Below are 20,497 nucleotides of genomic sequence, written 5' to 3' on the forward strand. Positions count from 1 at the left end.
GGACGCAGAACCTGTCCTCTCCGCCCGGTGACTTCAGGCAGTCTGTTTACTCCGTCCGATGCTTGTGGCCGACTGACTGCGGATGCCCCACTTCCCCGTTCGGCGCCTTCGCCCCGTCCGGCCAGAGATGGAAAATGATGCCGTCGGTCTTCGCCGCGACGGCGGCGACTTCCTTCGCCTGCGCATCCGGCATATCCAGGATCTGAACCCGTCCCGTCGCAATTTCGACCTCGTGATCGTGGTAGTACTTATTCCAGGTCTCCAACGGAACATGTGCTCGCGACACGGATTTCGCCACGAAATATTCGATGTCGGTCAGCAACGCGTTCGAGTCCGTCGATTCAAATAACAAACACTGCAAGATCTCCGGCGAGATCGGCTTACAGTAATGGTGATACGGGCCATGTACCGACCCGTCTTCAAACTTATGGGGGGCCATCACGTGGATGGTATACCCCTGAGCCGGTGTCGGCATGGCTTTCGCCGCTGCTGCGGCCGGAGCAGCCGCGGCCGCGGACTTCATTTCGTGAGACGTTTCCGCACAGCCGGCAGCCGTGAAGGCCGCCGCACACAGCCCGATCATTGCAATCGCACTTCGCATCATGGCCTCCTTACATAGGTCGACAAATTATCGATCTTTCATAAAACCAATGTTATTCCGTCCGAGGCTTATGCCCCACTGACGTCGGATGCCCGACCGATCCGTCAGGAGCTTTCGCACCTTTAGGCCATAAATGGAAAATAATGCCGTCCGTCTTGGCTGCCGCCGCAGCCACCTCCTTGGCCTGCGCATCCGACATGTCCAGCACCTGAACACGACCGGTGGCAATTTCGACCTCGTGATCGTGATAGAATTTGTTCCACACATCGAGTGATACCGCTGATCGAGAGACGGGTTTCGCCACGAAGTACTCGACATCGGTCAACACGGCATTCGGCTCAGTGGATTCGAACAACAAACACTGCAGAACCTCAGGCTTGATCGCTTTGCAGTAGTGATGGAAGGGGCCAGCCACCGACCCGTCTTCCATCTTATGCGGGGCCATCACATGAATATCGAACCCGTCGGCCGGACCCGGCTTCATGTCCGCTGCCGATACTGGCCCACCAATGGCGAGTGCGAGCGTGCTCGCGCCAAGCACGCAAAGATGTCGAAACATAGAAGGCCTCCTCTGGTTGGGGTTGGAATGCGTTGATATGTCCTAGCGACAGACCTATCCATCGTGCCTCTCAGCCCGTAAGAGTCACAGCTGTCCGAAAGGATTCGCGATTTATTTTGGCAACTTCGGCATGCTGAATGGTATCGGCTCTCCCGTCAACGCCTTCAGGAACATGACGAGATCGGCTTTCTCCTCCGCAGTCAGACTCAGCGGGCGCATGAGCGGACTTAGCGCAGGATTGCTGCCGCCGCCTTGATCTAAAAAGTCGACGACCTCCTCCAATGTTTTGAAGGCGCCATCGTGCATGTAGGGAGCAGTTTCGGTAATGCTGCGAAGAGTAGGCGTTTTGAACGCCCCCTTGTCCTTTTCCGCCCTACTGATACTGTACCGTCCCAGATCCTCCTTCATCGGCCCTACCTGAGGGACCCCGAGGTTGTGGAACTGGTTGTCTGTAAAGTTCGCCCCATTGTGACACAGAATACAACGGGCCTTTCCCCTGAAGAGTCCCAACCCTCGAACCGCCGCTTCGTCCATGGCCTTCGCGTCGCCGAGTACGTATTTGTCAAACGCGGAATTCGTGGAGAGTACCGTCCGCTCATAGGCGGCAATGGCCTCGGCAATGCCCTGTAAATTGACATCCGTCCCAAAGACGGCCCGGAATTGCTGTTGATAGCCCTTGATCTTCCCCAACTTGGCTACCACATGTTCGTGGGTCTCCGCCATCTCAACAGGGTTGTGGATCGGCCCTATCGCTTGCTCTTCCAACGATCGCGCACGGCCGTCCCAAAATTGCACGTGATTGAACCCTGCATTGTAAACGGTCGGCGATTGGCGACCACCGACTCCGCCGCCCACCCCGATGGACGTCTGCCGGGGGTCCGCAAATCCGGTTCCCGGGTTATGACAGAACGCGCAGGAGATCGCGTTGTTTTTTGAGAGTCGTCCATCAAAATACAGCTGCTTTCCAAGTTCAATTTTCGCAGCGTAATTCAGGTTCGAAGAAGGGGTCGGAACCACAGTCGGCAGTGGCCCGATATCAGGCACCGTTGTGTTGTCGATGGTCACGGTCCCGTGCGGCGCATGGGCTGAAGGAGAAGCGCCCACGAGACTCTCGCCGGTCCCGAACACAGAGACAACCATCAGTACGAAGATGAAGCAGAGCGGCACAACCGTTCGCGCCATATGCATGACCTCCTGTATGGATTCCGTGACGCCGAACCAATGGAATGACTGCCACCACGCCGGACATTGTACGCAGATTCGTGGAGCTGGTCGAGAGTCTCATTGACAGTGAGACACCGCCCCATACGTGCGGCTGGCCGCGATGGACCAGTGAAGGCAACAGGGCATCTAGCGCAGGGTGGAACGCATGAGACTGTCGGCTTGCGGCGGAAGAAATCCCAGATAGCCGTGATGCCGTTCGGCGAGTTCCAGGACCGAAAAAGGCTGGCCGTCAATCATCTCAGGAGCCGTAAAAATCTGCCGCAGCGGGCCTCCCCGCGCCCCGACAATTTCCCCGGCAAAGACCACACCTTTCGATTTCAGCTTCAGAATCGCGTGCTCGATATTCTCTACCCGGACAGCCACATGATGAAACACACCATCGCCGAACTTTTCGACCCAACGCGGAATAATACTGGTCTGGCCACGAGCGTCTGGATACGCCTGGTCGACAAACAAGGCCGGATATCCGGCTTTCCTGAAGACTTTTGCATACCAATCGTCGTAGTAAATTGTTTCATCGTAGTCGTACCCGAGGGCGATGAATTCCTCCGCCCGCTGATCAATGTTCATGGTTCTGATCGTCAAGTGGTCCATGACCGGCACAAACCCGACCCCAATGTCGTCCAACGCATGGCGCAGCATGCCGGCCGCGCTATTCTGTGCGAGAAAGTCGGCCGTCATTCGAGCAATCACGGCATCAAGATCAGCGGCTTGCCCCATGGTTCCCTCCTTCCGCCCGACCAAACGTAACACCCTGTGCCAACGGCAATTCAGTCCCCCAATTGATCGTGGTGGTCTGACGCCGCATATACGCCTTCCAGGCGTCGGATCCTGCCTCCCGTCCGCCGCCCGTGCTTTTCTCCCCGCCGAATGCGCCCCCGATCTCCGCGCCAGAGGTGCCAATGTTGATGTTGGCAATGCCGCAATCGCTCCCCAGGGTCGAGAGAAACACCTCGCTATGGCGAAGATGAGTGGTAAACAGCGCGGACGACAATCCCTGAGACACGGCATTCTGGATATGAATGGCCTCATCCAGGGTTCGATAGGTCATCACGTACAAGATCGGCGCAAACGTTTCCTGCTGAACAATCTCCCAATGATTCTGGGCTCGGACAATCGTCGGCTCGACAAAATACCCCGGACGGGATAACACCCGCCCTCCGCAGAGCACCTCACCGCCTGCTTGTATCACCGCATCGAGTGCCAACCGATATCGCGCCACCGCCTCGCCATCGATCAGCGGTCCCATCATGACATTCGGCTGAAGCGGATCCCCGATCGTCACCCGCGCATAGGCGGAAAGGAGCCGTGGTATCAACTTTTCGTACTGGGACTCCTGCACGATCACACGCCTGGTGCTGGTGCAGCGCTGTCCCGCGGTGCCGACGGCCCCGAAGACAATCGCTCTCGTGGCCAATTCGAGGTCGGCGGTCTCATCGACAATGATGGCGTTGTTCCCGCTCAATTCCAGCAGACTGCGGCCCAGGCGACGCCCGACCACTTCCGCCACATGCCTTCCCACCGGCACAGAACCGGTGAAAGAGATCAGAGGAAGCCGTTCATCTCGAACCATGCGCTCGGCCAGTTCAACCCGATCCGTTGTCATCAGCGCAAACACACCGGGGTATCCGGCCTCTTCCAGGACACGATTGCAGAGGTGTTGTATGGCGACAGCGCAGAGCGGCGCCTTGGGGGAGGGTTTCCACAACACCGTATTCCCCGCCACGGCAGCGATGAATGCATTCCAGGCCCAGACCGCAACCGGAAAATTGAACGCGGTGATCACGCCCGTCACGCCTAACGGGTGCCATTGTTCGTACATCCGGTGCTGCGCCCGTTCCGAATGCATGGTCTGCCCGTACAACATGCGGGAGAGCCCGACGGCGAAATCAGCCATGTCGATCATCTCCTGCACTTCACCATCGCCCTCAGCCTTGATCTTCCCCACTTCGAGAGAAATCAGACTGCCGAGAGCCTCTTTCTGTTCCCTCAACGCCTGTCCGATCCGACGAATCACCTCGCCTCGTTTGGGGGCCGGTACCGTCCGCCATGACCGGTGAGTCTGCTGGAGACCGGTCACCAGGGCGTCGTAATCCTCATCGGAGCAACCATATACCCGCGCCAGCGTCGTTCCTGTCGACGGATTTCTGGATTCCATGACTCCGGCATGCGTCGTACGTGTCCAGGCGGAGGAAGCACAGCCGCCTCCCGACTGTTCCCGGGCCAAACCCAGCTGTGTGAATAGTTCTTCCGTCGTCATCATTCATCTAAGGACGGAAACAGTCCCCGAAGCGATTGTCCAAGACGTCCTGCAAAGAAAAATGTTCCTGCCTGATGAATCCCCGATAGGCTGATGGCTTGGTCATAACCAGGTCCACGACGCAGCAAAGGGATGACGCCGTCGTGACTTGAATCGCAGACCACGTCCGTCCGAGCATTGTTTGAGGATAAACCTTCTTCACGTAGGTCTCCTCAAACAACTCACCCTGCCGCGTGCCGGTGACAGCCGCGTATATCAACACTACATCCTGGTGCGTCTGCGGAATGGCCTGCTCCAGGATACGTTTGAGCGTCTCCCGGTCCTCATTCAACTTGAGATCGTTCATAAGAAACTGGATCTTTTCGCAATGGCCGGGATACCGCAGCGTCTTGTAATTCATCGTCCGAACCCGGCCACGATAGGTGTCCGCGAGGGTGCCCAGCCCGCCCGACGTATTGAACGCTTCGTAGAGCAGACCGTCCAATTCAATTGTCTCATATCCTTCCAAGGGCCGCAGGTGAACCTCTTCCCCGCCTTCAATCCCGACACACACATTTCCATATTCATTGAGCAACCCGTCGGTCGACCACGTCAGGGAATACTTCAAGGCATTACTCGGGTGGACCGGAAGCGCGCCAACGCGCATCTTCACGTTGTCGATCGCTTCGAAATGGCCGATCAGGTCGTTCGTAACGATACTGATGAAGCCGGGCGCCAGCCCGCACTGAGGAAGAAACGCCCGGTCGGCGCCGTCGCTGATGGCCTTGACGCGGCTGGTCACGGCCACGTCTTCGGTCAGGTCAAAATAGTGGAGATGATGCGCTCGCGCAATTTCTGCGACCGCCGCATTATAAAAATACGGTAGACTGGAGATCACGGCGTCAAAGCCGTGCGCAACAACATAGTCGACCACCGACTCGGGTCGGCGCAGGTCCAATGCGCAGGGAGTCACCGTCGAAAGCGCCAGGGCATCGATCAATCGTTTTGGCGCATCCAGGGTGAGGTCGGCCAGATGCACCTGGTACTGTTCCCTGGCCGACAGCAGCCCTGCGATGAGAGACCCGATTTTCCCGGATCCGAGCACCAGCACCTGAGGCATCTGTCACCTCCTGCTCATTATACTCTTTCAGGTTCAAATCACGAGACGTTATGAGCGCAACCGATGGGTACGAGAGGAGCGGACGTCTACAACAAAAAGGCGTATCGGAATGGGTGCAGGTTAGGAGGAGGCCAGACGGGAACGAGCGGGTGTGATGAGCGCGGACGACTTCGACGATGAGGAGACGGGTTGACTCTCCATCGCCTCGAACAGCAGGCAACACTTGAGGCGACCACAGACTCCCAGCAACTTGGGGTCATCCACCGGAAGCCCTAACACCCGAGCTTGTTTCACGGTCACCGGTTTGACTTCCGTCAGAAATGCCGCGCAGCACAAGACTAATCCGCAGGTATCGATCCCGCCCAATCGGCTTGCTTCATCCCTGACCCCCACCTGACGCATTTCAATCCGCCCGCCGAACCGGCGAGCGAGCAGGCGAACTAATTCGCGGAAATCGATACGATCCTCAGCCGTATAGACGAAGGTCATCTGCCGGCGATGAAACGAGCAGAACACTTCGACCAGTTTCATCCTGAGTCCCAGTGCTGCGGCCTGTTCCCGGCAGGCCTTCATGCCCTCGGAAGCCAGCCGTTCGTAGCGATCGATCGTCGCCGCATCTTCAGCGGTGGCTTTGCGGGCAATGGACTGCAAGACACGCATGGGCGGAATAAACGGCACCGCCTGAGGGGCCCCATAGACGACTCCATAGCTCAGTTCGCCGGCAACCTCGACCAATACGCGATCGCCCACAGTCAGGCCGGTTTCCCCGGCATCGAATTTCTTGACCTCACCGCGGTCACGGATCTTCACTCCCACAATCCTGACGACCGACGGGTAGGGCTTCGCAAGTTCTTGAGCGAGAAGTTTATCGACCATGGACGGATGATACACCATCCGATCTTTCAATTGAAATCCTCAACACGATCTCGGGGCCGGGAGACACTATGAGGTCAGGAGGCATGCGGAGACAGGGGAACTCGACGCAACTAACTGAAAACAATCACTTTTTAAACGGGGATGACGAAACAGGAAATATGTTAGGCTATCCGGGAGCAGGAATTTGGCGCAGAGCGCGCCCATAAGTAAAGACAGTGAGGGACATGGTGCGAATACCAAACAAAGTCGTCCTTCCATTCGGTTATCACATCATGATCCGGCAAGTCACCGATTCGGAGATGGACCGCCAGGATGCCAACGCGGATGGAATTTGGGACAACGAAGCGAAAACGATCTATATCCGCAAGCGGCTCCCCGTCACGCGACGACGCTACATTCTCGCCCATGAGCTCGGCCATGCCTGGCTCGATTGGCAACATCGCTATTTGGACGACGGAAAAGCCCGTAGCTAACCCTTGCCTTGGGAATGAAGAGGGAGAATGAAGAAACAATCCTGCCCCGGAGCAGGACCTCAGCCGGCGTGAGCGCGGGCGAGTCGAAGAATTTCATTCCACTCGGCGGGCTGCACAGGCTGCACCGACAAGCGCGATCCCTTTCGAAGCAATTCCATCCCCTTCAAACCGGCCTGCTCCCGTAGAAAATCCAACGAGAGCGGCGCCGCAAACTTGCGCACGAACCGGATATCCACCACATCCCACCGGGGCTGGCCGGGAACGCTAGCCGGATCGTAGTGCGCATCGTTCTGATCGAACTGCGTCGCGTCTGGATAGGCAGTTTTCACCACCTCGGCGATCCCCATCACGGAAGGAGGCTGGGCATTGCTGTGATAAAACAAGACCTGATCACCGGTTTTCATCGCCCGCAAAAAATTACGCGCCTGGTAGTTCCGGACACCATCCCAGGACGTTGTCTGCTTGGGCGCGCGTGCCAGATCGTCGATTGAAAACGCGTTGGGCTCGGATTTCATCAACCAGTAATGTCGTCCCTCTGCCATGCAATCCTCCTGAATACTTGGTGTCTCTCACACCTGCGTGTATGCTGGGCGTTCTACCTCTTCGGCCAACTTTGGAGCACCTATGGATCTAACCCCCATGTGGTTCGGTGTATACAAGGCCTCGAAATATTTGCTGTACCCCTTAACATGGATCATCGCTGCAGGACTGTTCACCCTGCTCTTCGCCATCCTGCCCGTCACGCCTCGACGAACCACCTGGGTCAGGCGCTTTGCCTTCAGCACAATTCTGCTCCTGTTCCTTACCGCCACCCCCATTCTTTCAAGTATGTATATCTCCCAGCTTGAGGCACGGTATCCGCCGTTCACAGCGTCCTCCGCATCGAAATTCGACGCCGTGGTTGTCCTGGCAGGGGGTGTCTTTCACAAAGGATCGCTGCGGCCGGCCGACGAAACCTCAGAGGCCTCACGCCAGCGTACCGCCTGCGGCGCCGAATTGTGGTTCCAGGGCCTGGCTCCCAGGCTGTTACTCGCAGGAGGCGACGCAACCGTGCTTCGAACCGGACCGCCGGAATCCCGTGAAATGAAACGGTGGGCTCTCCGCCTTGGCGTGCCGGAATCGGTCATTCAGGTGGAGGAGAACTCCCGAACGACATACGAAAACGCAGTGCAGGCCAAAGCCGTTCTGGGTCCAGGCCACATCGTACTGGTCACCGCCGCCTATCACCTCCCCCGCGCCGTGGGTTTGTTTGAGAAGCAAGGCTTTCAGGTTACCCCGGTTGCCTGCGGGTATGAATCGAAACATCACCCGCAACAGGCCTGGGAACAGAAAACCGTGTTCGACTTCATCCCCACCGCCCGGGCTCTCCTTCTCAGCACGCAGACCATCGACGAAGTGGCTGGAATCCTGGTCTATTGGATCACCGGAAAGTGGCAACCCTGAGCGACGTTCTCACGATTTGCGATCCGGCGATTGGTTACTCTGTCGCGGAGTCCTTTTCGAGATGCGTGATGAGCGCGGCGTAGGTTAACTCTCGAATCCGCGCCTTGGATGAGCCCGGCTGACCAAGATTGGTTTCCAGCCACACCTGTTCTATCACCTCGCTACGCGCCTCGTTACAATGCCGCCACATTTCATGGAGGAACTCAAGCGGCATGCCGACTTGCAGCCCTTCGGATTCGATCCGGTCGTCCAAAATCGAGAGCAAATCCGCAATGGCATGATCCGGCTGATACGGAGGCGCGGAAAAGCCGAATGCCTGCTGAGCCTGCGACTCCTGGCGAGCCTGCTCAACGAGATCGCGCATATATTCTTTGAGTAAGCCGATGATATGACCGGATACACGCATCGACGATAGAGTAGCCGCAACCCTCCCCGTGGAGCAAGACCGGAGTCCGGCATCCTCGGTTGACCGCCGATTCGATGGTTCTCTATGATAGCTGCGGCAACACACCATAACGGGGATTATCCCTATTCATGACCGCAAGAAACGAGCTACCATCATATCCGTGAGTCAACAGACACGAGTGGACCACTTCGAAATTTCTCTGCAGACCCCGATCGGCGAAGTCTCCACCGCCGTTGGAGTTCCGACGAGCTTCGTGCCGGTGACGGCAATCCTTCCCCTGATGCGCAGCCTCGGCGAAGAGGCCCAAACGCTGGAACTCGGCCATGTACGTCAAGGCGGTCACACCGTGTCCTGTCACAAAGGCTGCGCGGCCTGTTGCCGCATGCTGGTGCCGATTTCCGCACCCGAAGCCTTTGCCCTCGCACAGAGCCTCGACCGCCTCGCCCCACCGGAGCGCGAACGGCTCCTGTCGAAAATTGACGTGGCGCAGCAACAGCTGGCCCGAGCCGGAATCCTGACACAATTGTCCGCTTTGGCTGAGTCTCCCGACCCGGTCAGTGACGAAGCCATCGAACCGTTGAACCGGGCGTATTATGCCCTTCGGATGCCCTGCCCTTTTCTCGACAATGAAGTGTGCAGCATTTACGACGATCGCCCGGCAGCCTGCCGGGAACTCGCCGTCACCTCGCCCGCCACCGACTGCCAAGACATGACCAATCAGACGATCCGACCGGTTCCCGTTGCAGTGCGCATGAGTACTGCGCTGAGTCTGCTCTGGGCGGACCTGACCGGCACAACGCCCAGACTCATCCCGCTCCCGCTGGCCGTCGACTGGGCCAAACGGCATCGCGCCGAGCAGGCTGGCCGATGGGCCGGCACAGCATTGTTCGAAAAGGCCATCGACAAAATTGGGCGATACCTGGCTCAGGAAAGGGCCCGGCGCGGAAGCGCTGGAGAGAAGGCAGTTTTCTAAGTATTGAACGTCGCGTGAGTGATGCTGTACCCCACCCACCACTCACTATCTAAACTGTACGATTTGCTGGAGGAGATGCATGCAGAATCCCGTAATTGCCTGTCTCGACCTTGAAGGCGTGTTGGTTCCTGAAATCTGGGTCAACTTTGCCATCAAGACCGGCATTGAAGAACTCAAAATCACCACCCGCGAAATGCCGGACTATGACGCCTTGATGACGCGGCGGTTGAAGATCCTTGATCAGCATGGGTACACCCTCGCCGACATTCAATCGGTGATCGACGCCATGGGCCCGATGGAGGGGGCGGCCGAATTTATTGCCTGGCTGCGCGAACGAGCCCAGGTCATCATTCTGTCCGATACATTCTATGAATTCGCCTTGCCATTGATGCGGCAACTGGGCTTCCCCACCATCTTCTGCAATCAGCTGGAAATCGGCCCTAACGGCCGTATTGTCAGCTACAAACTCCGGCAACCCAACCAGAAGAAACACGCGGTCGCCGCGTTGAAGAACCTGAATTTCCACGTCATGGCCGCCGGGGATGCGTACAATGATACCGCCATGCTGGGAGAAGCCCATGCCGGGTTCTTCTTCCGTCCGCCGGCACATCTACCAAAAGAATTCCCGCAATTTCCTGTGACCACCACCTATTCGGAATTGCAGGAACAGTTCCGTAAAGCGGGAGGGCTGAGAGCCTAGGAACAGGAGCGTGAGAGGAAGGGCGGAAGACCACTACACGAAGGAATTTACCGGCATTCCTCATTCACGATACCAAGCACACGTCGGCCGTATCGCTCCACCTTGATCTCCCCGATTCCGGGAATCTCCAACAGCGCGCTGAGCGTCACCGGTTTATGCCCGGCGATTGTGCGAAGAGTTTTGTCGTGAAAAATCACGAAGGGCGCCACGCCCTCCTCCTCAGCCAACTCTTTACGCAATTGACGCAGCCGTTCGAACAACTGCGGATCAACGGACGACGTGAGTGATGCAGTCGTGGAGTTGTTCCGGCCACTCACCGGTGTCTTTAGGCGCGGCGTGGTCGAAGACTCGCCCCCCTGACTCACGTCCACGGAACTGACGCCCTTCATAACCTCCTGCCCGCGCCGAGTCAGGTCAAGGGTGGGATATTCCAGGCCGTCTACTTGCAGATAGCCGGAGTCGACCAGGGCTTTCACGAGACGAGTCAGCGCCGTCTTCGTCCAGGCTTGATACAGTCCATACCCCGGACAATCTTCAGCACCATAGGCCAGCAAGCCTTTCGAACGACTTCCGCGAAGCATCTCCACAATTCGGGTCACTCCGAATCGCCCCCCGCACCAGGCTACTGCGCTAAGGACGGCCTTTGCGCACCCGGCCTCATCATTCACGAGGTCCGCGGGCGCCTGCAACGGCGCTTGACAACAATCACACAACCCACATGGCCCCAGGGCCCGCTCCACCTCATCGCTAAAATAGTCCAGGATGGCAAGCTGGCGGCAGGTCGTCACCGACACATAGTCCAGCAAATCTTGGAGCAACGTCTTCATGCGTTCCACGCGCGCTGAATTGCCGGATTCTTTGGAAGCCTGTTGAATGAAGTATTCCTGCGTGGCGACATCCCGCTCATGAAACAACAACAGGCACGCGGCCGGCTGCCCGTCACGCCCGGCCCGTCCGACTTCCTGGTAATAGGCCTCCAGGCTTCCGGGAATATCAAAATGAACGACCAGGCGAACATCCGACTTATCGATCCCCATGCCGAACGCATTGGTCGCCGCCAATATCCGGATCGTCCCCACGCGAAACTCCTCATGAACCGATCGCCGCTCTTCATCCGACAGGCCCGCATGGTAATACCCGACAGACGAATTGGAGCGCCCCAGACAGGCCGCCACTTCCTCCACCGCGCGACGCGTGGCGCAATAGATGAGCAGCGCCCCCGTGGGGTAGTCGCGCACCACCCGCTCCAATTGGGCAAGTTTCTCTTGACGCGAACGACACCGGCGAACCGAGAGGGCAAGATTCGGCCGACGAAACCCCGTGACGAGCCGCAACGGATCGTGGAGCGCCAGCCGTTCACAGAGATCCGCTTGCACTCGCGCCGTGGCGGTGGCTGTTAAGGCCAGACAGGGCGGATTTTCGAGCTCCCGGCGCAGGCGACCGATATTCAGGTAGTCAGGCCTGAAATCATGTCCCCACTGCGAAATGCAATGCGCCTCGTCCACAACCAGAAGAGACACCCACAATGATCGCAAGAGGCGAAGAAAGCGCTCGTGCTGCATCCGTTCAGGGGCGAGATAGAGTAGCTGGAGCCGTCTCAACTTGAGGTGCAGCACGATTTTATCCCGCTCCTGTTCAGAAAGACCGGAGTGGAACGCCGCGGCGGCAATGTGGCGGGCATTCAGACTATTCACCTGATCCTGCATCAAGGCGATCAACGGAGAAATGACCAGCGTCAGGCCGGGCAGAATGGTGGCCGGCAACTGATAGCAAAGGGATTTCCCCTGGCCGGTGGGCATCACGGCCATGGCATCGCGACGGGACAACACGGCATCGATCACCTCCCGTTGGCCGGGGCGGAATGACGAAAATCCGAATTGTTGGCTCAGCTGTTTACTCAGATCATCCACGGGGAGAACTCAGGAACAGACCCACGATGCACATGGCGAACGAGCCGAGTATAAGACGCCCGGCGAACCACGGGCAAGCCGTCAGGGTCGAGAGCATGACAGGCATCTGCAACAAACCTCAGCGGCTGCTCGATTCGTCCCACTCCCCTCCAAAAAAGAAGCCCCGCCGGGGATCACCCGGCGGGGCTTCAGGCGTCGAGACAGACAGGGGATCTCCCCTCATACCTCGAAGATCGCCAAACGTCTGGCTACGGCGCGGTGTAGCTGCCGAACTTCGGCACCGTATCGCAACCTGGGCCCTGATCCTGATTCGCCACGCACAGATAGCGCAATGCCCCCTGTGCGGACAAACGAGCTTCCTTGTGCAAGCGAGCCTTGCCGTAATCCACCGCCATCTTCAATTGACGCATGGCATCGGCGCCGACTCCGCCGGACTGAGCCTTGCTGAGCCCATCCTGGAGTTTTGCCGTCGCGCTGTCGATGACGGACCGATCAGATCCCCACCGCTTCGTCACATCGACGGTCGTCCGCTTGCCGAGGCCCGGCGCATCGGTCAACTCGACGATGGCATCGTTCACTGCTTGAATCGCATCCGCGACCTGGGCCTGCGCGGTGACCGGCTGACTGCCGATCGCCAACGCCGCGACGCCCAGCGTTACGAACATGAGTTTCTTCATTGCGTGTCTCCTTTGGTGAAAGCCATCAGCGATCAGCAAGGACGCTGTCAGCTGAAAGCTGTAACCTGATCGCTTCTTCCTAGAAGTTCATCCACAACGACATATAGGCCCAGTGCTGATTCTGCGTCTGGTTCAAGGTGCTGGTCAAATAGCCGCCAGCGAAAATGGTGCCATACGCAGCCTGCAGGGCGACTTTGCCGTCGGCGAACATCCGGGTGTAAGCCACGTCGATTTCATCGCCGATGTGGGTCTTCGTGTTCGTGTTGTTGGAGAAGACATAGCACCCCTGAGATCCGCGATACCAACAGTCCTTGGAATTGGCCAGATTCAGGTTCGTATACCACAATTCGATATGGTCACGCGCCGAAGGGCGGGCCTGCAAGTTGACGGACGGTGCGAGCATGTTCTTCCACGCTTGCACGTCCATGTAGCCCATGTGGATGTGGTTCGTCGGGAAGAAGTTTTCAAACGTATTGGCTGTCTTACAACCCATATTTCCACCACCGCCCGTGGCACAATTGTTCCGGCTGTCACCGGACGCGTAATCGAGGTTGAAGGCCAGGCGGGTCTTCCAGGCCGTGTCGTAGAACGTGTAGCCAATCCAGTTTCTAGTGGCCCAAGCATTGATATGAATACACTTTTGCTCACCAGTACATGCGCCAGTTTGCCCCATTTGGCCAAATTGGTATGCGATTTCGTTCGAGAAATCGAACCCGCCCTTGCGCACTTCAACCCGGTTTCCGATCATGTGACGGGTCTGGTTGGAGTGCTTGGCCGTACCAAGGCCTGACGCAGCGGTACCGTTATCAGCAGTACCGTACCGATTCTGGTACAACACATAGAACGGCTCGATGACCATGCCGGGGACCATCTTGATCTGGTTGTAGAAAATGAACATGTCGGCATCACGGTTCGCGTCCTGTCCACCCGAGCCAGCGATGTTAGGAGCGCCGCTGCCGACCGGGGCGGCCTGACCAAGATCGCTTTCCGAATTCCGGAACCAGCCGAAGTAGCTGTCCCAATTCTTGGTCTGATACGCGAACATCACACCGTCATGCGAATAACCGGTGTTGGCCCAGTCGAAGTGACCGAACAGAGAGTGATTGCCGAAGACCACGTATTGACGGCCGACCTTCACGCTCAAGCCCTGCACATCGGCCAGGTTTCTGATCAACATGTAGGCCGCGCGGACACCTAAGCGGCCTCCATTTCCCGAGCCACCCGCAGCACCACCATTATGGTTCAGGGGGTCGCCGCCGTTGCCGGCATTCACGGCGCTGCCGTTGCCGCCCCAGGTCGCGCTATCGATAATTTCCACATAGAAGTTCACGTCGGGCGACAAATCATACCCGATGCCCAATCGCATCCATTGCTGTACGAACATGTCGTTACCCTTGTTACCACCACTGGGAGCAGTCCCTCTGGTTCCGAACGAGTTACATGTTCCCCCGACCCCCTGCGCACCGCCGAAGCAGGCGTTGTTCCGCATTTCCGGACGCACACGCAGGTCGGCGCGCATCCAGAGGTTCTTGATGTCGAAATTCCGGCCGATGACCGGATCGTACAGTTCGTACGCTTCTTTCTGCGGCATGTTACGAGGGATAGCTGGGAGATTGGTGATACGTTCGCCCGGGGGAAGTTCGAATCCGGCGAAGGCCGGGAGCGTCAGACACTGCAGAGCTGAGATTGCCGCAGCGCCGAAGATGGCGGCCAACCGGCCCCACCTGGTCCGTCCATGGATGCGTTTCATAGCGTTCCTCCTGTGAATTGGATGGCAACCCTTTGTGTACCCATTCACTCCGGGTGCCGCCTAAAATCCAACCGCTATTGCACTACAAAGCCAACTTATGTGTGCGGGTCTAGGTCTGCCGAACCAGAATGGTGCCCACCATCCGATCATGACCCTGCTTCGATCTCGAAGCGAGCCCGTCACACCGTTAGTCTTGTATTGTTGCTGTGGTCACCTCCCTTCACAGCCGTAGAGCGAGTATAAAATGGTATTAGGCCTGCTTGGGCAAACCCGATTCCTCTGCCCCGTGCTCTACGCCCGATGTTGCGTGGTTAATCTGCTCTTCCGCTTCTTTCATCGACGACTCGAAATCCTGTTCGACCATCTTCATTTCCTGCTGGATCATGTTGAGTTCGGGTTCTACCGTCTTCTTCAGATCGTCCGCCGTCTCCTTGAATCCCTTGACGGCCTTGCCCACCTGACGCCCGATTTCGGGCAATTGCTTGGGCCCGAACAACAGGAACGCGATGACCAGGATGATGAGAATTTCTCCAGCGCCAAGACCGAACATGGTGTTCCCACTGAGGTGATTGTGTAAAAGACCCGGTGCTGCGACCTCGAGATGAAATGGCCGTCACCCGGTCTGCATCCTCAGTCTCGCAAGTTACCCCTGCGTCGTCCGTGGCGGTGGAGCCGCACCGGCCTGCTGCGCAGGCGGCGGTGTGGCCGACTGTCCGGTTTGCTGGATTTGTGCCTCCGGCTGAGCCGCGGCAGGTTCCGTTTCGTTTGCCGTCACGTCAATGGCATCCGCTTCGTGAACCGATTTCTTGAACCCTTTGATTGCTTTACCTAATCCCTCACCGAGCTGGGGAATTTTCCCCGCCCCGAAGATGATCAGCACGATGATGAGAATCAGCAGCAGCTCCATCCAGCCGAACGAACCAAACATGGTACTGTATGCTCCTTGTTACAGCTGTGCGATTATTCGCACGACAGACATCCACGAACCGGCGACTCGACTGCCTCTCGTGAAGTAGGTCGTCTGAGATGATCTTGCCTGCGAGCCCCAACCCCTTCTGAATTTTCGCCACGCACGGAGAAGGACGGGTCTTCTATCGGAAATCGCGGGAAAGGCTATAGAAATGACTGGAATTAGTCAAGCTCTTTCTCCTACAAACGCCTCCTTGCGTCCCCGTCCTCCAATGGCGAAATCAACCCCTACGGCCGAAACCCGAAATGATAGTATTCGACGGGACTCGGAGGTGCGCCAAGGGCCATCAACCAGGACTCTCGCTCGTACCCGAGCGATTCCAACTCGCCCTGCGCCTGACTCAACTCTTCTTCCGTGACATAGGCGATGGTATCGGGAATTCCATTGGGTTTCATGGAAAGGAGCGTCCCCTGCGCGGCCTCCCGTTCTTCCGCGGGCATTTCATTGCGCAGGGGGAACTCGATCTTCCGTTGATACGGGCTCTCGTAGATGTCATTCAGCGTGCGAATGGTTTTCAACGTCAGCCGATCCAACTCCCATGGTTGAACCTTAGAACCCACCGTCGGATGACAGGCCAGCAGATCCATCAGCGTCATCACATTCGTCCCGAGTCGGCTGCCCACGAACTCCCGTTGGGTTTCAATGGTCGTGGTCGTGATCCCCAGGTGCTTGGCCACGGCTTGAATGAGCGCCAGGTTCACCATGAAACTGTATTGGCCGCCGAATAGGCCATAACAAGGCTTCTCGGGATCGTTGAGCACCTGCATGTCCGCCGTTCCTGCATCGAAACTGCTGAATCCCACGGCATCGGGCGCCAGCACCCGCTTCGCTTCCTTGATCGACGCGCAGGCGCCGAGATTCACCGGCACTAACACCTCATCGTCGATCGCCTTCATAAATTCGGTCAGGGTCTTCCGATAGGGAACGTCTTTCCAATCCACTTTGTGATATTCACGCTCCCAGATCAGATCGTCCAGAAAAGGCGGGAACTGTTTCAACTTCTCGATGTCCTTCGCGTCAAACGCGCGGACAAAGCCGGACCAATCGGCAATCGCCGCCGCCTTGCGCTCATTGAGGTTCGGGCGGAGATGCTCTTCCTCATACTCGCCGCCCTTCTTCGCAATGAGCTTGGTGGCCAATTCGTTCCACAGCTCATTACAGAGAATCCGATCAACCGTGCCGTCGGCGATTGTCGCCAGATGTTCGACATCGGCGCAGAGGGACTCGACCTTGGACACATGCGGGACCAGATCAGGATGTGCGCGCGCCCGCTCCAGCGCAGGGGCGTGGGAATCGACCAACAGATAGCGTACTCGGGGATAGACCTGACCCGCCTTGTCGAGACGCTGCAAATGGCTGAGGAAGCAGGCCGCCAGGTTGCCGTTGCCGGGCCCCCACTCCATCACGATCAAGGATGACCGGGTAGCGGAATCACCCGACGCAGAAGGCTTCGCAGCGGCCTTCTTGTCACGCTTGACCACCTGTTCGAAATAATCGGCCGCCAAGGCATGGGCCAACCGATAGTCGGCCGAGGCGAAGGTCTGATAGAAACTGCGTTGCTGATCACCCCGCAGTTGATAGAACAGAGTGTTGATATGGGCCTGCCAGTAATCGACCGGCTTATATTCTCCGATCGGTTGCGGTAGCGCATCGGGATCCTCGACTGGTGTCATGAGGTGCTGTTCCATGCTGTCCCCCCGTAAAAAGAGGGAAAGTCTAACAGGAAGCAAATTTCAGCCGCAACCTCTTCTGGAGGAATCCAACATCCCATCATCCGCACTGTTTCTCCGTCAAAGACACGCCGGCCGAGGCTCCGGCGGCTGACGCATTCTTGACAGGCCCGCCGGGCAGAGTGTACCAAGACAGGATGAGATCGGTGTGCGCGCTTGCCTGTCCCATCGTTCTTCTCTCCGGCTCCCTCCTCTTGGCCGAGGAGCTCCCCCTGACGCGCAACGTCCCGATTCCGGATTTTCAGAACCGTATCGAGAGCGCCAAACCGTACAATTTCGATGCGCCGCCTGAAGGCATGTTTCGCCACATTGTGCTTGCCGAAGGGTTCGACGAAGAATTGGGGTTCCAGCGGACCCATGAAATTGTTCCCGTCAAACCAACCGAGCGCTTCCTCGCCGGTACCAAACCCATCTTCATCGTGTTTGAATTGCACCAGCACTACCAATCGTTTCAGGTCTTCGGGCGCTGCTATCCCGAGGACGTGGCTGGAGCGGACACAAGCCTCGTGATCGCTGAAGATGCGATGTACATCGCCCTGGAAGATCAAACCGGCTATCTGAAGTTATTTCCTGCGGACAGCGGCTGGAAACCGGGACGCTATCGGGTGGAAATCCACGCCGGCGAGCAAATCAACGACATGAGCCTGATGGGCACCATGCGCTTCACCATCACCGCCGCAGCGGAATCGGATGGCCCTGCCAAAATCCGGTAACCGGACAGGCCTGCCCCAGACCGATTGACGGCCGCGCCAGGATCGGGCTATGCCGGGTTGCCGCATTTCTCTTTCTGTCCGGCACGGCCTTGATCGTCAGATCCCTCTTCCTCCGCTAACCGGATGCGCAAACAATTCGTCCAGCAAGGCTGCAGCGTGCGAAACCAGTACGGCTCGCGAACATCAGCCCCAATGAACGTCGCACGGTGTTGACGAAAGACGGGGCCTCAGTCTAGACTTTGCCCCGCCGTACGCATCCCTCCGGTGATGGAGTTCACCGAGAACCGCCGATTGCGAACCTCGCACGGCTGATAACTCCTACCAGCGCCCACGCGGTAGGAGTTTCTTGTGAACCAGTCCCCCGCAACGACACCGGCCTATCCCCAATATCAACTGACGACAGTCCTCCGCGACATTTTCGCTCACCTGGGCATACTGCTGAAACTGGAGCGATCGATCCTGGGCATCATTGCCTCCTATGCAGTGGCCATTGGATTTTTCCTCCTCTGTGTCCCCATTGCCGTCCAGGAGCTCGTCAGCACGTTCTCCTTTGCAATGGAACCCCGCATGATTTTCACGCTGGCGCTGTTCGTCGCCAGTTCCTTGACCGGCGTCGCGGCCTTTCGTGTGCTACAGGCGCGCGCGGTGGAGACCTTGCAACAGCGGATCTACACGCGCGTCGCCATCGCGTTCACCCGCCTGCTGCCCCGCCTTCGCGACAATACGTGTGCCATGCCGCAAGCCTACCGGTTCATGGAGGCCGACTTGCTGACCCGCGCCCTGGTGGCCATGGTGGCAGATCTCTTTAACGTCGCCGTGGTCGGCGCCATCGGGATGACCCTGCTGATCCTGTTTCATCCCTACTTCGTGCTCTACATTCTGGTGTTGATTCTCGGGTTTGTGGGCTTGCTCACCCTGTTTGGGCGAGGAGGATTCTTTATCACCCTAGAAATGTCCCGTTTGCACTATGAGATATTCGGCTGGATTCAGAATATCGCGCACAATCTTCCCCACCTCCGGGCAGCAGGAGACAGCCCGTATCTGCTGGAGCGAACCGATACCCTGACCCGCATCTATGCCCGAATTCGGCAGCGACGTTCCGATACGCTTACCGGACGGCAGTATAAAGCCGCGGCCTTGTGGCAAGTCGTCGGCCATAGTGGGCTCCTCATCACAGCGGGACTCCTGGTGGTTGATGGACAATTGACGGTCGGGCAATTCGCCGCCGCCGAAGTGCTGGTCGGCAACCTGCTGCTCAACATGGACACGTTGGCTCGGCGTATGGTCGCGATGTTTTTTACGTTCGTGTCCTGCCGCGAAATGGCCGCCGTGTTCTCCCTGCCCACAGAAGAGGACGGCGCGAAGCAAACACTGCCGGCGACGCAGTTCGTGGACTCCGGCATTCGCCTGACGTGTCGGAACCTTTCGTACACTGCTCAGGACGGGGTGCCGATTTTTCAGAACGTGGCTCTGGAGGTAGCCCCGGGAGAAACCGTGAGCGTCTTGTGCGGCACCAACAGGGCCAAGACCGCCCTTGCCAAAGTCCTGGCCGGTCTTCACCCACCCTCGACCGGATTCGTTCGGTACAACGCCATGAATCTGGCCGAAGTGAGGCGCGACTCGATCAGCCGTGTGCGCGGACTCATCCTGGACTCCCATCCCACGTTGCTCGACGGGACGCTGGAAGACAACATCACGCTGGGCAGACCTACGATCGAATACCAAGATCTTCAATGGGCGTTGCGTTTTGTGGAGTTGGACAACGACATCGATTTAATGCCCCAAGGCCTGAATACCCCCGTCTCCGGTGGGGAGACGCATCTCTCAGTCAGTCAGATTCTCCGCCTTCTCGTGGCCCGCGCGATTGTCACCCGTCCGCAAATTCTCATTTTCGACGGAACCCTCCACAATCTGCTTCCCGCCACAAGGGAACTGCTGCTTCGCCGACTCTGCGCGAAAGACGAGCGCTGGTCGGTGATCTTCGTCTCGAACGATCCGACCTTTTCAACACATGTCGACCGGCAGGTGTCCATCGATTAGCACGTCCTGATCCGCATGAATCAACAACACCGTTGAGCGGGAGACAGAATCGTTTGACCACCCCTCCGTGCGTTTTGTAGAATATGCCCCGTG

The 20,497-nt window shown here is 57.8% G+C and carries 21 protein-coding genes; 6 read left to right on the plus strand and 15 right to left on the minus strand.

Annotated features, from left to right (window positions below; translation table 11 throughout):
- Nucleotides 1-46 precede the first annotated feature (46 nt).
- The 7 genes from GDA65_01910 to GDA65_01940 form a co-directional block, all read right to left on the minus strand.
- Nucleotides 47-601, minus strand: coding sequence for a DUF1264 domain-containing protein (locus tag GDA65_01910; protein ID MBA5861452.1), 555 nt, complete (start codon nucleotides 599-601; stop codon nucleotides 47-49).
- Between the two features lie 52 nt (nucleotides 602-653).
- Nucleotides 654-1,160 (minus strand): DUF1264 domain-containing protein, encoded by a 507-nt coding sequence (locus GDA65_01915; GenBank protein ID MBA5861453.1) that lies wholly within the window; start codon nucleotides 1,158-1,160, stop codon nucleotides 654-656.
- 111 nt (nucleotides 1,161-1,271) lie between these two features.
- Entirely contained in the window at nucleotides 1,272-2,348 is a 1,077-nt protein-coding gene (locus tag GDA65_01920; protein ID MBA5861454.1) for a cytochrome-c peroxidase, read from the minus strand.
- Nucleotides 2,349-2,510: 162 nt separating this feature from the next.
- The gene (locus GDA65_01925) at nucleotides 2,511-3,077 is read right to left on the minus strand and encodes a hypothetical protein (GenBank protein ID MBA5861455.1); all 567 of its coding nucleotides are present in this window, start codon (nucleotides 3,075-3,077) and stop codon (nucleotides 2,511-2,513) included.
- A gap of 10 nt (nucleotides 3,078-3,087) precedes the next feature.
- Entirely contained in the window at nucleotides 3,088-4,644 is a 1,557-nt protein-coding gene (locus GDA65_01930) for an aldehyde dehydrogenase family protein (protein MBA5861456.1), read from the minus strand.
- Nucleotides 4,645-4,651: 7 nt separating this feature from the next.
- Nucleotides 4,652-5,743, minus strand: a complete 1,092-nt coding sequence (locus tag GDA65_01935) for a saccharopine dehydrogenase family protein (protein ID MBA5861457.1) — start codon at nucleotides 5,741-5,743, stop codon at nucleotides 4,652-4,654.
- Nucleotides 5,744-5,863: 120 nt separating this feature from the next.
- Nucleotides 5,864-6,649, minus strand: coding sequence for a hypothetical protein (locus GDA65_01940; GenBank protein MBA5861458.1), 786 nt, complete (start codon nucleotides 6,647-6,649; stop codon nucleotides 5,864-5,866).
- A gap of 194 nt (nucleotides 6,650-6,843) precedes the next feature.
- Here GDA65_01940 and GDA65_01945 point away from each other — a divergent pair, with 194 nt between their 5' ends.
- On the plus strand, nucleotides 6,844-7,092 hold the full coding sequence (locus GDA65_01945; protein MBA5861459.1) for an ImmA/IrrE family metallo-endopeptidase: 249 nt from the start codon (nucleotides 6,844-6,846) through the stop codon (nucleotides 7,090-7,092).
- 59 nt (nucleotides 7,093-7,151) lie between these two features.
- Here the strand turns inward: GDA65_01945 and GDA65_01950 are convergent, their stop codons facing one another.
- Entirely contained in the window at nucleotides 7,152-7,634 is a 483-nt protein-coding gene (locus GDA65_01950) for an EVE domain-containing protein (GenBank protein ID MBA5861460.1), read from the minus strand.
- An 82-nt stretch (nucleotides 7,635-7,716) separates the two neighbouring features.
- Here GDA65_01950 and GDA65_01955 point away from each other — a divergent pair, with 82 nt between their 5' ends.
- Nucleotides 7,717-8,535, plus strand: coding sequence for a hypothetical protein (locus GDA65_01955; GenBank protein ID MBA5861461.1), 819 nt, complete (start codon nucleotides 7,717-7,719; stop codon nucleotides 8,533-8,535).
- A 34-nt stretch (nucleotides 8,536-8,569) separates the two neighbouring features.
- On the opposite strand, the gene GDA65_01960 is transcribed toward GDA65_01955, so the two are convergent.
- The gene (locus GDA65_01960; GenBank protein MBA5861462.1) at nucleotides 8,570-8,941 is read right to left on the minus strand and encodes a hypothetical protein; all 372 of its coding nucleotides are present in this window, start codon (nucleotides 8,939-8,941) and stop codon (nucleotides 8,570-8,572) included.
- 160 nt (nucleotides 8,942-9,101) lie between these two features.
- Between GDA65_01960 and GDA65_01965 the strand changes: the two genes are divergently transcribed.
- Nucleotides 9,102-9,914 (plus strand): YkgJ family cysteine cluster protein, encoded by an 813-nt coding sequence (locus tag GDA65_01965; protein ID MBA5861463.1) that lies wholly within the window; start codon nucleotides 9,102-9,104, stop codon nucleotides 9,912-9,914.
- Between the two features lie 79 nt (nucleotides 9,915-9,993).
- Nucleotides 9,994-10,614, plus strand: a complete 621-nt coding sequence (gene thrH / locus GDA65_01970; GenBank protein ID MBA5861464.1) for a bifunctional phosphoserine phosphatase/homoserine phosphotransferase ThrH — start codon at nucleotides 9,994-9,996, stop codon at nucleotides 10,612-10,614.
- Nucleotides 10,615-10,661: 47 nt separating this feature from the next.
- On the opposite strand, the gene GDA65_01975 is transcribed toward thrH, so the two are convergent.
- The 6 genes from GDA65_01975 to GDA65_02000 all read right to left on the minus strand — a co-directional run bounded on the left by GDA65_01975 (nucleotide 10,662) and on the right by GDA65_02000 (nucleotide 17,609).
- Entirely contained in the window at nucleotides 10,662-12,524 is a 1,863-nt protein-coding gene (locus GDA65_01975) for a RecQ family ATP-dependent DNA helicase (protein MBA5861465.1), read from the minus strand.
- Between the two features lie 248 nt (nucleotides 12,525-12,772).
- The gene (locus GDA65_01980; GenBank protein MBA5861466.1) at nucleotides 12,773-13,201 is read right to left on the minus strand and encodes a hypothetical protein; all 429 of its coding nucleotides are present in this window, start codon (nucleotides 13,199-13,201) and stop codon (nucleotides 12,773-12,775) included.
- Nucleotides 13,202-13,280: 79 nt separating this feature from the next.
- On the minus strand, nucleotides 13,281-14,951 hold the full coding sequence (locus GDA65_01985) for a hypothetical protein (GenBank protein MBA5861467.1): 1,671 nt from the start codon (nucleotides 14,949-14,951) through the stop codon (nucleotides 13,281-13,283).
- Nucleotides 14,952-15,201: 250 nt separating this feature from the next.
- Nucleotides 15,202-15,501 carry a twin-arginine translocase TatA/TatE family subunit gene (gene tatA / locus GDA65_01990; GenBank protein ID MBA5861468.1) on the minus strand — a complete coding sequence of 100 codons (300 nt, stop codon included), beginning with the start codon at nucleotides 15,499-15,501 and terminating at the stop codon, nucleotides 15,202-15,204.
- A 93-nt stretch (nucleotides 15,502-15,594) separates the two neighbouring features.
- A complete protein-coding gene (gene tatA / locus GDA65_01995; GenBank protein ID MBA5861469.1) occupies nucleotides 15,595-15,879 on the minus strand; it encodes a twin-arginine translocase TatA/TatE family subunit in 285 nt (94 codons plus the stop codon).
- 269 nt (nucleotides 15,880-16,148) lie between these two features.
- A complete protein-coding gene (locus GDA65_02000; GenBank protein MBA5861470.1) occupies nucleotides 16,149-17,609 on the minus strand; it encodes a hypothetical protein in 1,461 nt (486 codons plus the stop codon).
- 179 nt (nucleotides 17,610-17,788) lie between these two features.
- On the opposite strand from GDA65_02000, the gene GDA65_02005 reads away from it, so the two are divergent.
- Both GDA65_02005 and GDA65_02010 read left to right on the plus strand, forming a co-directional pair.
- Nucleotides 17,789-18,364, plus strand: a complete 576-nt coding sequence (locus GDA65_02005) for a hypothetical protein (protein ID MBA5861471.1) — start codon at nucleotides 17,789-17,791, stop codon at nucleotides 18,362-18,364.
- A gap of 348 nt (nucleotides 18,365-18,712) precedes the next feature.
- Nucleotides 18,713-20,404 (plus strand): ATP-binding cassette domain-containing protein, encoded by a 1,692-nt coding sequence (locus GDA65_02010; GenBank protein ID MBA5861472.1) that lies wholly within the window; start codon nucleotides 18,713-18,715, stop codon nucleotides 20,402-20,404.
- The last annotated feature ends 93 nt before the right edge of the window (nucleotides 20,405-20,497 follow it).

The organism is Nitrospira sp. CR1.1 (genome assembly GCA_014055465.1).
In the GTDB taxonomy this organism is placed as follows: Bacteria; Nitrospirota; Nitrospiria; order Nitrospirales; family Nitrospiraceae; genus Nitrospira_A.